This window comes from Gleimia hominis (genome assembly GCF_002871945.2).
In the GTDB taxonomy this organism is placed as follows: domain Bacteria; phylum Actinomycetota; class Actinomycetes; order Actinomycetales; family Actinomycetaceae; genus Gleimia; species Gleimia hominis_A.
Map to the genome: position 1 here is coordinate 1577896 of NZ_CP126963.1, position 12356 is coordinate 1590251.

At 54.9% G+C, this 12356-nt stretch carries 8 protein-coding genes and 1 tRNA gene; 3 read left to right on the plus strand and 6 right to left on the minus strand.

The features are described from left to right. Positions 1-26 precede the first annotated feature (26 nt). Together CJ187_RS07005 and hisC are read left to right on the plus strand one after the other, a co-directional pair. Positions 27-1547, plus strand: a complete 1521-nt coding sequence (locus CJ187_RS07005) for a hypothetical protein (protein WP_146003107.1) — start codon at positions 27-29, stop codon at positions 1545-1547. Positions 1548-1757: 210 nt separating this feature from the next. Next, complete coding sequence (hisC, locus tag CJ187_RS07010; RefSeq protein ID WP_102216868.1) at positions 1758-2846, plus strand: histidinol-phosphate transaminase; 1089 nt, start codon at positions 1758-1760, stop codon at positions 2844-2846. On the opposite strand, the gene CJ187_RS07015 is transcribed toward hisC, so the two are convergent. The 4 genes from CJ187_RS07015 to CJ187_RS07030 form a co-directional block, all read right to left on the minus strand. Then, complete coding sequence (locus CJ187_RS07015; RefSeq protein WP_102216869.1) at positions 2835-3803, minus strand: YwiC-like family protein; 969 nt, start codon at positions 3801-3803, stop codon at positions 2835-2837. The genes hisC and CJ187_RS07015 overlap by 12 nt on opposite strands. Before the next feature lie 172 nt (positions 3804-3975). Then, positions 3976-7620, minus strand: coding sequence for a hypothetical protein (locus CJ187_RS07020; protein WP_146003108.1), 3645 nt, complete (start codon positions 7618-7620; stop codon positions 3976-3978). Positions 7621-7888: 268 nt separating this feature from the next. Then, a tRNA-Ser gene (locus CJ187_RS07025) sits at positions 7889-7973 on the minus strand. Positions 7974-8034: 61 nt separating this feature from the next. Beyond that, the gene (locus tag CJ187_RS07030) at positions 8035-8535 is read right to left on the minus strand and encodes a nucleoside deaminase (RefSeq protein WP_233187380.1); all 501 of its coding nucleotides are present in this window, start codon (positions 8533-8535) and stop codon (positions 8035-8037) included. A gap of 122 nt (positions 8536-8657) precedes the next feature. Here CJ187_RS07030 and upp point away from each other — a divergent pair, with 122 nt between their 5' ends. Further along, entirely contained in the window at positions 8658-9296 is a 639-nt protein-coding gene (gene upp, locus CJ187_RS07035) for a uracil phosphoribosyltransferase (protein WP_102216870.1), read from the plus strand. A 118-nt stretch (positions 9297-9414) separates the two neighbouring features. On the opposite strand, the gene CJ187_RS07040 is transcribed toward upp, so the two are convergent. Both CJ187_RS07040 and CJ187_RS07045 read right to left on the minus strand, forming a co-directional pair. Further along, a complete protein-coding gene (locus CJ187_RS07040) occupies positions 9415-11076 on the minus strand; it encodes a SpaH/EbpB family LPXTG-anchored major pilin (protein WP_102216871.1) in 1662 nt (553 codons plus the stop codon). Positions 11077-11486: 410 nt separating this feature from the next. Beyond that, positions 11487-12326, minus strand: a complete 840-nt coding sequence (locus tag CJ187_RS07045) for a MetQ/NlpA family ABC transporter substrate-binding protein (RefSeq protein WP_102216872.1) — start codon at positions 12324-12326, stop codon at positions 11487-11489. Between the last annotated feature and the right edge of the window lie 30 nt (positions 12327-12356).

Consider the following 12356-nt stretch of genomic DNA (forward strand, 5'->3'; position numbering starts at 1 on the left):
ATTCGGGCCAGACCCGAGTGAACACTGTGAGCATTCTTCTAGCCGCATTCACAGCGAAAACAATTGTGGCGAAGCTGCAGATCGCCCAGGCAGCGATCAGTCTTGCACGTATTCCAGTGCAAGCCACCGCCATGACTGTTCCGTTTGGAAGCTCCGCTGCTGCTCAGCTGGATGCGGCTAACGCTGCTATTCCCATCGCGGAGCTGGATGAGTTTGCCACTAACTTATCGTACGTAGCAAGAATCATGGATACGGTAGAAAACCAGGTGCGCGGCTTATTCAGTCCGACTTTGGGAATAGCATCTTGGTTATCTGGCGACCAGTTGCGGGGCATAAATACCGCGCACTTGATTACCCCTGCTTCCCGCCTACTGGGCCCCGTTATTAATGATGCGCAACGGAAGTTTGCGCTTCCGCTTGGGATAGTCGCATTTTGGCAAGACGAGAGCAAACGCGGTGACAGTATTTTGACTGGACCGTTCTCACTGAAGAAAGCCGGTGAGTTCCTCAAACGGGGAATAGCAGAAATCTTTGGTGGCTATTACATTTACTCGCCCTTTCTGGACCCGCGTGAGGATGTGCGGCAAAGTGCGCGGGGGATAGCCATAATTTGGGAGCGGCTCGTGCGCGCGACCGACCCGAATTTCTTTCCGATAACTCGAATCCGAGAATCCTCAACCGGGAAACAGGTACACGAGTTCGATTCGATTAACACTCACTTTGGTTTACGAGATGCAGCGGTGTGTGGCATGCTCACCAATCGTCTGAGCAAGAACAGTGACTGTGTGATTCCCGTGCAATCTTTAAAGGATAAAAACGGTAAAGAACCCGGGGTTGAAGTTGATACGCCTATGAACTCAGCAGATGTGCTGAACCGAGTGCACGATTTGGCAACCACGACGGGTGATAAGAACACTAATACGGTTGAGATCCTACGTCACAACACCCCCGGGTCTAGCCGCCCGAGCTGGTCCGTGAACATGCGGGGGACACAAACGTGGATGGTGGGCCGAAACCCAGCTGATGGGTTGAATGATGTGAAGATCATGGGTGGTTTGGTCACGGACTTGGAGCAAAGTGTGGCTGACGCGATGAAAAGCGCAGGAATTCAGCCCGGTGATGCCGTGGAGTTCGCAGGGCATTCACAAGGTGGGATGGCAGCTGCCTCGCTTGCCGGGTCCGAACTAATGCAAAACAAGTACAACGTGGCAAGTGTGATCGCCGCTGGATCACCAATAGATGGAATTCGCGGGCTCGAGAACACATCAGTTGTTTCTTACATGAACACCGCCGACTTCGTCCCCGCTTTGGATGGTTACACCGCTCACGGCACCAATGAGCACATAATGGTGCACTCTATTTCTCAGCGTGACTATGCGCATTCATTGCCCGGATATGTTGCAGATGCGTTGGAGGCCGACAGTAAAGGAGACGTTAACTTTGACGCGCTGGCGCAACAGCGGCGTGACAAATTGGGTTTGCGGGACGATACGGTTACTACCGCACTCCGGTTTGACCTGGACCGCGTTAAGGAGGCGAGCAAGTAAACCCCCTAACCAGGGAGCCACCCAGTTGATTCCAGCCCCTGCCGGGTCAAGCCCAGCCAGACAGCCACCCTGCTGGGAACCAGCCAACCGGTAAAGCCCAGCTAGGTGCCGTCAAGGGCGTGCGGCAAGCGCTCCGCGGCTCGTGGGGCACCTTTTCCCAGGCTGTTGGGCTGTGTTCTAGCCCCCGTGGCGTGGGCGTAAACTGGGGTTATGAACCACTGCCATGTTTCGATTCGCCCCGACGTTGCCGCACTCCCGAACTACGTGCCGGGCAAACGGCCTCAGGGGGAAAACCCAGCAAAATTATCTTCCAACGAGAACCCATACCTGCCACCCGAAGCTGTGCTCACGGCATTCGCAGACACAGCACGATCCGTTAACCGGTACCCAGACATGGCCTGCACCGAACTGCGTGAAACGTTGGGGCAAATGCATGGGGTTACTCCGCAGCAGATTTTAGTTGGGGATGGTTCTTCCGCAACCCTTCTGCACGCGCTAACTACTGTGGCTCACCCGGGTAGCGAAGTGGTGTTCGCGTGGCGGTCTTTTGAGTCCTACCCAATCGCCGTCCCAACCGTGGGATGCAAACCAGTGGCCGTTCCCCTCACCGACAAGGGGGATCACGACCTGGATGCAATGCTCGCAGCAGTAACCGATCGCACGTGCGCAGTGATTGTGTGCACCCCAAACAATCCCACTGGGAACGCGATCACCCTGCAGGCACTGCGAGAATTCTTGTCGCGTCTACCCAGCAGCGTGATGGTGCTGGTGGATGAAGCGTATATTGAGTTCGCCTCTGCCCCAGGGGTTGCGACCGCGTTGGGTTTGCTCGGCGAGTTCGCGAACCTGGTGGTTATGCGCACGTTCTCTAAAGCCTACGGTTTAGCGGGTTTACGCGTCGGCTACCTGGTGGGACACGAGGAGTTGATCGCAGCGATCACGCGTGTCGCCACTCCATTTGGCGTGTCCACAACCGCGCAGGCCACAGCTTTAGCTGCGCTACGAAACCGCGGTTACGTAGAAGAAGCGGTGGCGGCTCTGTGTGAACAGCGCGACGCGACGATCACAACGCTGCGAAACCTAGGGTTAAAAGTGTGGGATAGTCAAACTAACTTCTTTTGGATACCCGCCGAGGACTGTCCCCTTCCACCCGCGGAGTTGGCCGCACGTTTCTTAGATCAAGGGGTTGCAGTGCGGGCGTTCCCACAGGGGGTGCGGGTCAGCGTGGGACTACCGCAAGACAACGAGCGGTTAATCCACGTATTCCACGACCTGCTGGTGGGCGGCTCAGTACGGTAATGTAACCACGATCAGGGCGGACAGGGCGATTTCCGGCAGCCCGATTGCCCGCGGCGGCCACGGTTTTTCCCGCAGCCTCGCGGAAACTGGCATACCCACTGCCCGCACCAAGGTGATTGCCCACGCGAACACGTGCCACGGGGAAACTAGACCCCGGATGAACAGAAGCAGTATCACGGCGAACGCGATCGCGTGGACTGTGATGGAGCCGATTAGCCACGGGTTGGAACGACGCTTTCGAATCAGGGTTTTGACGTACGGCACGGTTAAGAGGAAGTAGGTGAACAGTAGGCACCAGAGGAACCAGGCGTGCGTCATCAGTGGACTGCTTTGCCAGAACACTTCTGCGGTGGAGATCGTGGCGGCGACGGGCACGAGTAGTGTGGATGCGGCGATCGTGGCTGTGCGCGAAAGCATGCCGCGTTCTTTCCGTTGCCACGCGGTGATCGCGGCGATTGCAACCAGGGGAATGTAGACAAGTGCCCACGACACCAAGGTGGGGCGGGCGATGAGTAGTGGGATGCCGAGCAGCCCGGTGGTGATGGCGTAGGTGGTTGTGGCTTTGCGGTAGCGGGTGCGGAAGTGGAATTTCACCCATTTTTCAGCGGCCCCGAAGAAGAGGAAACCACTGGTCCACGCGAGTGCAAGCAGGATGTGCACCGCTCCCAGTGGAGCCAGGATTAGGCCGGCGATCAGTGGGAAAAATGCCATGCCCCAGGAGCCGTGCTGGTCGGTGATCCACCCGTTTTTAACTGCCGGTGATGTTTTGAACGGCCGCTTCCGCGCACCCCTTGGCTGATGTTTGCTTGAGCGGTGTGCCCCTGACGAGTGGCTGTGCGACTGCTGCGCCTTGGAGTCGCCGCTAGTTGTCTTGCCCGCCCGTGGCGAGGGAGAGGACGTCGCGGACGGTTTCTGGGGTGTTTGTTTTTGTGTTGCGGAAGAGTTGTTCATACGCATATTCTACGGATTTTTTCGGGTTAAATCTGGGACTGGGGTTTGGGGTAGTGGATATGCTTCGCGGCCAGTACCGCTGGTATGGAACCGGGTCGGTACTGGCCGCGTGCTCTAATTACTTGTTAACGCTCTACTAACCGTGGGGTTTTGCGCCGCTACCCCGAGGGTTGCCGTATTAACCCTGGTTTTTTACGCTGTTGCGCCTGCCGATTGCTAGTGCTGCAAGCCCCAGCCCGGTGATGGTAACCACTGGTGCTACCAGGCCTGCTGCTTGCGAACCGGAGGACGCGAGGTTGGATTCCTTCGCTTGCGTTAGGGTCACGTGTTTGAATCCTGGTGCTTTAGCAGGGGTTTTGTGCGTGGCGCCCGGGTTCACCGCATTCCCAGCAGGTTGCTCACCCTGCCCGGCGCCTGGTGTCGTTTGCTGGCCGTGCGTCCCCTGGTTACCGTGTTGGTTACCTTGTTCGCCGGGCTGGTTGCCCTGTTCACCGGGTTCATTCCCTTGGCCGCCGGGCTGGTTACCTTGCTCGCCGGTGCCGGGGGTTTCTTCCCCACCGGTTTCGGGTGCGCATGGTTTCGGCAGTTCAGCGTGGAATTCCCATTCGTTTTTCGCTCCTGGGAGGAACGCGAACCGGTCTTCTGGTTGCGCTTTTACGGTTACGGACGTTCCGTACTCGTATTCGTGCTTGCCCGCGCTCACTCCTTCACTGTTGAGAGTGTAGTGCACGTGGTCGCTGATTGGGATCGTGACGAATGGTTTCACTTTGCACGATGAGGGGTCGGATGCGTCTGGCACTGTCCCTTTAACTGCAGCGGGTGTTACGTGGTAGTAGTCGTATGCGCGTTTAGCTTCTGCGTATGCAGCTTTCGCATTGTCGTATTTTTCTTGTGCTGCCGCGAGCGCGGTGGCTGAAGCGTTGGCTTGCTTTTTCGCTTCTGCGAGCGTTTCTTGCGCTGCTTGCGCTTCTTCTATTGCTGTTTTGAGGTTCGCGACCGCCGTGTTGATGGGGGTGAACTCTGGTGCGTCTACCTTCTGAGTGTCCACACCATCCCATTTGAGGGACTGTGCTTTTACTTGCAGCTGCTTGGTGTCCGCTAGGTTTTGCTCTGCTTGTTCTGCGTCTGCTTTGGCGGTTTCTAATGTTTTGTGTGCGGAGTCTGCTGCCGCCCGCGCTTTCTGGAGGTTCTTGGTGGCTGCTTCCACCCCGTTCCCAACGGCGAGCATCTGGTTGTACGCCTGTTGTTTCTGATCGGCGTCGGTCGACTTGTCTTGTGCTAACTGTTGCGCTTGCTCAACTTTGGTTTCAGCACTCTGTTGCTGCGAGTTTTTCTGGTTGAGTGCTTGCTGTTTAGCATTTTGAGTTTGCGCTGCTTTTTGTGCTTCTGCCTGCACTTGAGTTAACGCTGCTTGTTTGGCATCGAGTTGTTCTTGGGCTTTTGCAACGGCGTCCTGCGCTTCTTTCAGCGCTGCGTCGTCGCCACTGAGCGCAGCTAGTTTATCTTGAGCGTTTTTGAGTTCTTCCTGGTGTACTGCAACGAGTTCTTCCGCTGCTTTGAGTTTGTTTTCTTCGCGCTCGAGGCTGGTTTGTGCATCTGTGACTGCTTGATCAGCTTCGTCATACGCAGCTTTCGCCTGACTCACAGTTTGTTGCTTGACGTCAACTTCAGCTCGTGCAGCAGTAACTTTACTGGTGGCCGCCTGAGCTTCTTCTGCTCGGCTCGACGCTTCACCCTGCTTGTCGGTGAGGTCTTTTTGCGCGCTGTCTACCGCGGTTTGCGCTTGCTCGGCTTTTGCTTTCGCTTGGTCTAGCTCTTTTTGTTTCTGTTCCACAGTGTCTGATGTTGCGTTATTCTGCGCATTTTCGAGGTCTTTCAACGCTTTATCTAACGCTGCTTTAGCTTCGGCAGAACCATCAGTAAGCTGGGCTTTCAGAACGTCGTAGTACTCCGTGAACATCCTGGTGTATTCCGCAACTGAATAAGCGGTCCCCACGCTTTGTTCGTTTAGGACAATGCTATCGACCCGTCGATACGGTCTGAGGTCTCCTCTAGTAGCGGCTTTGCCATACCCCATAGTTTGATTGTCCGCACCACTCCCCTTTTCAGACCACATCAAGTGATCAACTAGATTGGTGTAGTGTCCAACAAATGCCGCGTTGGCATCTATGCCATATTTTTTCTTGATCTCTGGATTTTTTAGTGCCTCTTCCATTTCGGTACGGCTCTTGAACCCATTCGCGCGCAGTATTTCAAAGATTTCTCTCTCTTCGTAGAACCAGCCCTCGAAAGGATCATCAGCGCCCCAAGACAGGTTCTCATAAGGCGGGTTGTAGGCTTTAGAGTGCTCAATCTCTGTGGATGACCAGTTCGCGTTATGCTGGGCTACAGCCATATCGAAGTCTGTAACTCTTAATTCTGTGAGTTTACGGCCATCTATACCACCTTCTTTAGCCCTAATCTCATTCGCTTGGGCCAAGTACTTCAATGATGCCTTCATCTGTTCCAGTGAAGTCGCGTCCCCTTCAGCACCGAGGTGAGTGGCTTCCAAATAGGGCCTACCAGTATTGATTAGCTTCTCGGTCTCGAACACCTTCAAAGCCTCTTCGGATCCGTTCTTCTCGAAGAATCCTTTGGAGCCTAGCGCCCATTGTTTCTGCGCTTCTGCTTTTGAGGCTTCTACCGCTTGCTTAGCTTTGTCAACGTTCGCTTGTGCCTGCTCAACCGTTATGCCACCTTGGTTACCAGCAGCTTCAGCTTTAGCGTCGTCCAACTCTTTCTGCGCGGCTTCCACTGCCTTATCCGCTTGCAGCTTCTCCTGCTGAGCCTTTTCCAACGCCGCTTGCGCATCTTGCACGGCCATGTCAGCCGCCTGTTTTTGCGCTTGCGCCCGCTCGGCCTGCTGCTGCGCCTGCTCTAAAGTGGTTTGTGCGGCCTGCTGCTCAGCTTCCGCAGCTGCTACCGCTTCCTCTTTGCTGCGCAGCTCCGTCATTTTCTCCATCACAGCCGCGTTACTTGCGGCAACAGTCTGCTTCTGCGTATCCACCTGCGCTTGCGCTTGATCCAACGCTGCCTGCGCGTCCTCCACCGCTTTTTGCGCCTCACTCAGAGCCTCATCGTCACCGAGCTCACCTTGCAGTTTCTGCAACGCCTCCTGCTTTTCCTGCAGGGCTCCCCGCGCGTCCTCAACCGCCTTCTGCGCAGTCGCCAAATCCGCGGCCGCTGCCTCAGACGCTTGTTTCGCCTGCGCCAGCTCCTGCTCCACATCCGACTTTTCCGCATTCACCTGTGCAAGCTGATCCTGCGCTTGCTTAGCCGCAGCCTCCGCTGCCGCCGCGTCTGCCTGCGCTTGCTCCGCCGCTTCCTTCGCAGCCGCGATCTCCTCCGGATCCGACGCCCCCGCCTGAGCTTTCTCTAAAACTGCCTGCGCTTCCCGCACCGCCGAATCAGCAGTATCCGCATCTGCCTGCGCCCTCTCCAGCACCTGGTTCGCCGCCGCAACTTTCGCTTCCGTCTGCTCCACGCGAGCAGCGATATCCGCCTGCACCTTCGCCACCGCTGATTCCCCGGCCGCATCCGCCGCCTTAACCTCGTTGGCCGCAGTGTCCGCCGCAGCCTCCGCCGCCTTCACCGCCTGGGCGTCTTTACCCGCCTGAGTTTTCGCCGCCTCCAGCTCAGCACCAGCTTCCTCTTGCGCAGCCTGCGTGGTTTCTACCGCTTGCTCAGATTCCGCTGCGTTAGTAGGCAAACCTTGGTTTGCGTTCGTGTCCTTTTCGGTTTCCTGAGGGAGGTTATTCTCCTCAGGTGCCGAATCGGCTGCCATTCCAGGCACCACGGTTGTGAGCGCCAAAACTGCGCTCAACCCAAGGCCCGTGCTTACACGCGCCATCCCACGGCTGTGACGTGCTTTTCTTACTGAGGGTTTACCAAACTGAGCTGCCGCTCGACGCTGACGTGACATTACTACTCCCGCGCAAGTGTTGAAGGAAAGGGTTAGAACAGTTCTAACTGTACATTGCGCGACGAAGAAAAGACATGGTTGTCCACAAACACGCTGCACCAAAAACTGGTGCGCCCCAAAAACAGGAAAGCGGTGGAGGTGGGATTTGAACCCACGGTGGCTTGCACCACACAGCATTTCGAGTGCTGCACCTTCGGCCGCTCGGACACTCCACCTTAGAACGCTCAGCACCTCAAACATCAAAAAGAAGCGACGCGAAGCATTCGGCTTTCAAGTTTACATGTTTCTACGCGAAGCGAAAAATCTGCGCAGCACAAACTCGCAATCGTGTTCTAACACACCTGCCACAACTTCCACCTGGTGGTTCAAACGCGAATCACGCACCACGTCCCGCACCGAACCGCACGCCCCCGCCTTCGGATCCCACGCTCCAAACACCAGGCATGGCACGCGCGACGCCACCACTGCCCCCGCACACATCGTGCACGGCTCCAACGTGACCACCAGCGTGCAGCCCTCAAGCCGCCACCCACCCCGCTGCTTCGCTGCCGCCACCAACGCATTCACTTCTGCGTGTCCCACGGGGTTACCTGCGGCCTCACGGTCATTAAAACCCTTCCCAATTACCCGGCCGGCCTCATCTAAAACCACAGCCCCAACCGGCACGTCACCCGCTTCGCCAGCCTGCTGCGCTAAACGCAATGCCCGAGCCATCGCCTTTTCGTAACCCTGAATCCGCTCCAAATCCAACTCCCAACCACTACGCCGCGCAGTCATCCGATCACTAAACCACTCAGCCCGTTCAGCCGGTAACCTACGAAGCCGTCCAACGAAATTGGCCGGCTCACACCGCGCGGCAAATATTCCACTCCACACGCTTCACACGGTATTCTAGAAGCATGCGAGTTATAGAAGTAAAACACCCCCTGATCGCCCACAAATTAACTGAAATGCGTCAGAAGGAAACGCCGTCATCGACTTTCCGTCATCTAACAGAAGAACTGTTGATGCTACTGACCTACGAAGCCACCCGAGACATCGCTGTTGAAGATGTTGAAATTGAAACGCCCGTCGCTAAAACGACGGGCACTCGTTTATCAAAACCCCGCCCCCTAGTGGTTCCTATCCTGAGGGCCGGGCTCGGCATGTTAGACGGCATGATGCGGCTACTGCCCACCGCGGAAGTTGGGTTCCTCGGGATGGTCCGCGACGACGCCACCCTCCAGGTGGAAACGTACGCTAATCGGCTTCCCGAAGACCTGGAGGGCCGCCAGTGCTTCATCCTCGACCCGATGCTCGCCACCGGCCACACCATGATCGCGGCAATCGACTACCTGCTAGACCACGGGGCGCGCGACGTCACCTGCCTGTGCCTCCTATCCGCCCCGCAGGGTCTCAAAGCCCTCGAAGAAGCGGTAGGCGATCGGGCGAACGTAACTATCGTTACCGGTGCGATCGATGAAGGTCTGAACGAACACTCTTACATCGTGCCCGGCCTTGGGGATGCCGGGGACAGGCTCTACGGCGTAATCGACTAACCACCCCTAGCTGCAAACAACGCGCTAATCCAAATAAACCTCTGCCCGGGCCTGACAAACAGGTGTCAACCCGGGCAGAAGTTTTACTCATCTGTTGACGCGCACCGTGTTCAACACACTACGCTTGCGCCTTATTCTTACGAGCATAATAGTAAGCTGCACCCAATAGGCCAGCACCGATCATAAGGAATAAAGCAATACCTGCCCCACCTGTGAGTGGTAGTTTGCCGGTTATCGTACTGGAACTAATGTTCTTAACAGTCATGACGTTACTGGTTGCACTGCCTTTCAAAGCCACCATATCGTGACTCAAAGGCGCTGGAATCCGCTCGTAACCTGCGGGAGACTTCGTCTCTACAACGCACACGCGGGCACCAACGTTGATTTTACCGATCACCCCAGTGGACCCTTTAGCGTCGGTTGTGAACTCAGTTTTTCCATCAAATGCGATAGGTTTCGCATTCTCCTCAATCTGTGGCTTTTCTGTAAACTCTTTTGAAAACGGATTGTTTTCATCATCCACCACCTTGCACGGATACACCTGGAACGTAGCTCCCGGTAGCAGCTTCGACGAATCCGCTTCATCCACCTTATTAATCTCTAAAGGCACCATCGGAATACGCGCTTCTGGATTCTCCGGATCCGTCACAATCGATGTTTCCCCCGGATTTTTCTCTGTCGCCCAGATAAACTCCGCATTGTTAACTGGGTCAACAGTATCGTCCACGACATTGGCTTTTACAATGGCGTAAAAATATTGCGTACCGGTATACCCCAACCCACCCAACCATACTTCAACCTCCGAGTTGGGGTAGCCAGTTAGCTCATCGAACCCAAGGTTTATAAAGTCAACGGTTACAGTGCCGTCATCATTCCAAATAATGTCGTAGTGATCACCTTCGGTAATATCGGACTTCAAGTCTAGCGGAAGACCCGACAGATCCGGGTTCGGTGTATCTGTCGGCGAAGCGAAGAATATTTTAGCGTCCCCTTCCTTAAGATAATTAAAGGGAGACTCCTCACTGCCTTCCTTGAAACGGGATATTTGTAGCCCCGCGCCCGGCTTTTCTATTAGCTCTAACTTCGTCAGTGGCGAATATCCTATCCCTTGCGGAATAGGGATTTTAACTAAGTACGTAACTTCCGACCCCTTAGTAATTACATCCCCGGTGTGCGTAAGCAATTCTTTAGTTATCTGGCCCGCATCCGTAGACTTCGGATAAACATGTATGTCACTGATCATCTCGTGGGGCGACTTCGGATCCGTGAGCGGGACTAGAATCAATGCTTGCTCCGCCGAAGACATCCCAGTGGGGGTTTTCGTCTGTGTCAGCAAATAGAGGCCAGCGGGTAAAGAATCGAATACCGCGAGGCCCTCATCATCACTAACAGCCACGCGAGCTTCGAAAGTCGGATCTGGTTCAAAACCAGAAATCCAATTGTCACTAGCGGAGATAAGTTCACTCGCAGCTGCTAGCCCCTCATTCGTGGTCGTGTCAATCGTCGACTTTTCGAGTGTGAACTCAACTCCCTTCACTGGCACGTATCCGTCTGTATTCTCAATTGCTTCACCAGTTGGGTCGGGCAGTTTGGGGGCATTCTCAGATGGGTTTAACGCGTGTACCGTAATCTTATAGTTATCGTCTGCAGCAGACGCCGTTGTGGTTAGCAAACCACCGCATATGGCAAGACAAAGGCACATCAACATGGCAAGCAAGGTACGGCCGCGCATCCGCGCAGGCGGCACACCCTTTGCGAAATATGAAGTTTTTCCAAACATGGTCTGTGTGGTCCTTAAAATACAGGTATGGCGACCCAGGTGTCCTTCACCCAGGTCGCACACACCAATAGAGGGATTGTGTTAATTTAGCTTTCCCACCATTTTAGTCAAATGATAGTTATAGCATGATTACACTATACAGCTTGTGTGCTTTTTTGTTAACCTCATCAACTTTCATTCGGCTATTTTGCAGCATTCTTGCAGTTCAAGCACGTTTTATTGCAAGGTTATTTTTAGAAACATCCCACCTACTGAGATGCAGCACACAAACCCCCTTGTTCTCCTCTTGCGACAAATAGGGTTCCAATCCAAATAAACCTCTGCCCGGGACTGACAAACAGGTGTCAACCCGGGCAGAAGTTTTATTTAACGGTTAGCGCGTTACGTTAGAACGCGAGGATCACGTGAGGTTAGAACGCGGGAATGACCGACTTGTCCTTGAACGTGTCCTCAATGAATTTCTTCACCTGATCACTGTGCAGTAATTCATCCAGTTTTTTCAGATGCTCATCATCTTTATCTTTCGCTGCCCACACCAACACGTTGTTTGCCGGGTTGTTTTCTGGCGATTCAACTAGCAAAGCATCATCCGCCGCACTCAACCCGCCTTCACTCGCGAAGTTTCCGTTAATCACCGCCGCGTCCACATCCTGCAGTGCCCGCACAAGCTGCGGCCCCTCAACTTCTTTAAAATCAAACTTCTTTAGTTTTTTAACTTTGTCGATCGTGAGGTCCTCAGCTCCCTGTGGCACTTCCACCAGCCCCGCTTGCTCCAGCAGGTGCAGCGCCCGATCTTGGTTCACCGGGTCGCTAATGATCCCGATGGTTGCCCCGTCACCAATTTCTTTAATGTCCTTATGTTTCTTCGAGTAGATCGCAAGCGGTTCCAGGTGCACGGGTTTACCGGGCACAAAATCGTACCCGCGTTCCTTCGATTCCTTCTTTAGGTACGGCACGGTCTGGTAGAAGTTCGCGTCCAAATCCCCCGACGCGAGCGCCTGGTTCGGTTGTACGTAGTCCGTGAACTCCACAATATCTAGTTTTAGACCCGCGTCTTTAGCCAGTTTGTCGTCTATAAAGTGCAGAATTTGCGCATGAGGGGATGGCGACGCTCCTACCCTCAATGTCGTAACCGCGGAGTCACTGCCCGACCCGTCACTGCCGGCATCGGATCCGGAGGTTGAACCACAGCCCGTTAAGACGAGCGCTGCTGATGCTGCCACTGCAGCGAAAACACGTGAGAAACGCATGATTATTTCCTGTTCTTAAAAGTCGAAATG

Bases quoted from the DNA above. Each gene is read 5' to 3' on its own strand.
- hisC (WP_102216868.1), top strand. From the start codon at position 1,758: ATGAACCACTGCCATGTTTCGATTCGCCCCGACGTTGCCGCACTCCCG.
- CJ187_RS07015 (WP_102216869.1), bottom strand. From the start codon at position 3,803: ATGCGTATGAACAACTCTTCCGCAACACAAAAACAAACACCCCAGAAA.
- CJ187_RS07020 (WP_146003108.1), bottom strand. From the start codon at position 7,620: ATGGCAGCCGATTCGGCACCTGAGGAGAATAACCTCCCTCAGGAAACC.
- CJ187_RS07030 (WP_233187380.1), bottom strand. From the start codon at position 8,535: ATGACTGCGCGGCGTAGTGGTTGGGAGTTGGATTTGGAGCGGATTCAG.
- upp (WP_102216870.1), top strand. From the start codon at position 8,658: ATGCGAGTTATAGAAGTAAAACACCCCCTGATCGCCCACAAATTAACT.
- CJ187_RS07040 (WP_102216871.1), bottom strand. From the start codon at position 11,076: ATGTTTGGAAAAACTTCATATTTCGCAAAGGGTGTGCCGCCTGCGCGG.
- CJ187_RS07045 (WP_102216872.1), bottom strand. From the start codon at position 12,326: ATGCGTTTCTCACGTGTTTTCGCTGCAGTGGCAGCATCAGCAGCGCTC.